Annotated in this window: 1 protein-coding gene and 1 pseudogene; both read left to right on the top strand. The window is 69.8% G+C overall.

What is annotated here, in order from left to right; all coding sequences use genetic code 11:
* Positions 1-989 (top strand): isochorismatase family protein (locus ACWFR4_RS48805; RefSeq protein ID WP_453658431.1); only part of this gene is annotated, 989 nt, incomplete at its 5' end.
* Between the two features lie 115 nt (positions 990-1104).
* Positions 1105-1368 (top strand): annotated as a pseudogene (locus ACWFR4_RS48810) (hypothetical protein); the annotation flags it as partial.

The raw sequence follows: 1368 nt of genomic DNA on the forward strand, positions 1-1368 counted from the left end.
GTTGGGTGGATCTGGGGCTGGCCACGGACACCGCGGGCTCGATCCGGGTCCCCGCCTCCTACTGCGGCCTCTACGGCTGGCGCCCCACCCACGGAGCCGTCCCCACCGGCGGCCTGCTCTCGCTGGCCCCGTCCTTCGACACGGCGGGACTGCTCGCCCGGGATCCCTACCTGCTGCGTACAGCGGCGAAGGTGCTCCTGCCCCGGGACGACGAAGCCCCGATGACCACGCTTCTGGTCGACGACGCCCTCACCGCGCTCGCCGAACCCGAGGTCCAGGCATCCTTCGAGGCCGCATGCCGGGCGCTTTCCCTCCGTATCGGCCTGGACCTCGTACGGACCGACACCGGCATGGCCCCACAGCTGGAGGAGTGGCTGCCCGCCTTCCGTACCGTCCAGGCGGCCGAGGCTTGGGCCGCGCACGGGGAGTGGATCGAGAAGCACCCAGGCGCGCTGGAGGCCGACATCGAGGCCCGGTTCGCCGGGGGGAGCCAGGTCGCGGAGGGTGAAGTGCGTGATGCCACCTCCGGGCTCCTGTCCGCCCGTTCGGTCATCGTCGAAGCCCTCCCGCCCGGCGTCCTCCACGTCTACGACCAGGAGGGAACCGGAGGCGGCCTCGGCTCCCAACTGCCCACCGGCGCAAAGGTCCTGGAACGCGACAGCGCGTCCGCCGACATCACCGCACCCCTCTTCGCGGCACCCGGCGACCTGCACATCGCCAAGTACCGCATGAGCGGCTTCCAGGACACCGAACTCGACAGCGTCCTGCGCAATCTCCGCGCCGACACGCTCCTTTTCGCCGGAGTCAACGCCGACCAGTGCGTCCTCGCCACCCTCATGGACGCAGCCAGCCTCGGCTACGACGTGCTGATGCTGGAGGACGCGGTGGCCACCACCTCACCCGCGTACTGCATGGACGCCACCGTCTACAACGTCCGCCAGTGCTTCGGCTTCACCCTCACCGCCACCGACCTCCAGGAAGCGCTGTGACCCTCCTCCAACCCCACCGGGGCCCCGTCGACGGCGACCACTACCTGCCCGCAGACCCAGCCGCGGTCCACTGGGGTCTGCTCCCCAACGCCCACTCCAATCCGGCCCTTTCCCAGTGGGCAGCGTTGCCGGACAGGAAGCCGCCGCACGAGCACTTGCCGCCCGGGTGCTGGCCGGCGAGCTGAGGCCACGCGAGCTGGTCTTCCGGATCCGCCAGCGCTTTGGGCACGAACTGCCCTTGGTCGAACGACTGGCCAACCTGGACGACGAGTACGACATCCTCGAATACGGCGACAGGACACCGGCACAGGTCGACGCCGACGTCTTGGCCGAAGCTCTTCGGCTCACTCAGCATCCTCGTGTTACCCCCGAACCACGG

This window comes from Streptomyces sp. NPDC055140, assembly GCF_053607285.1.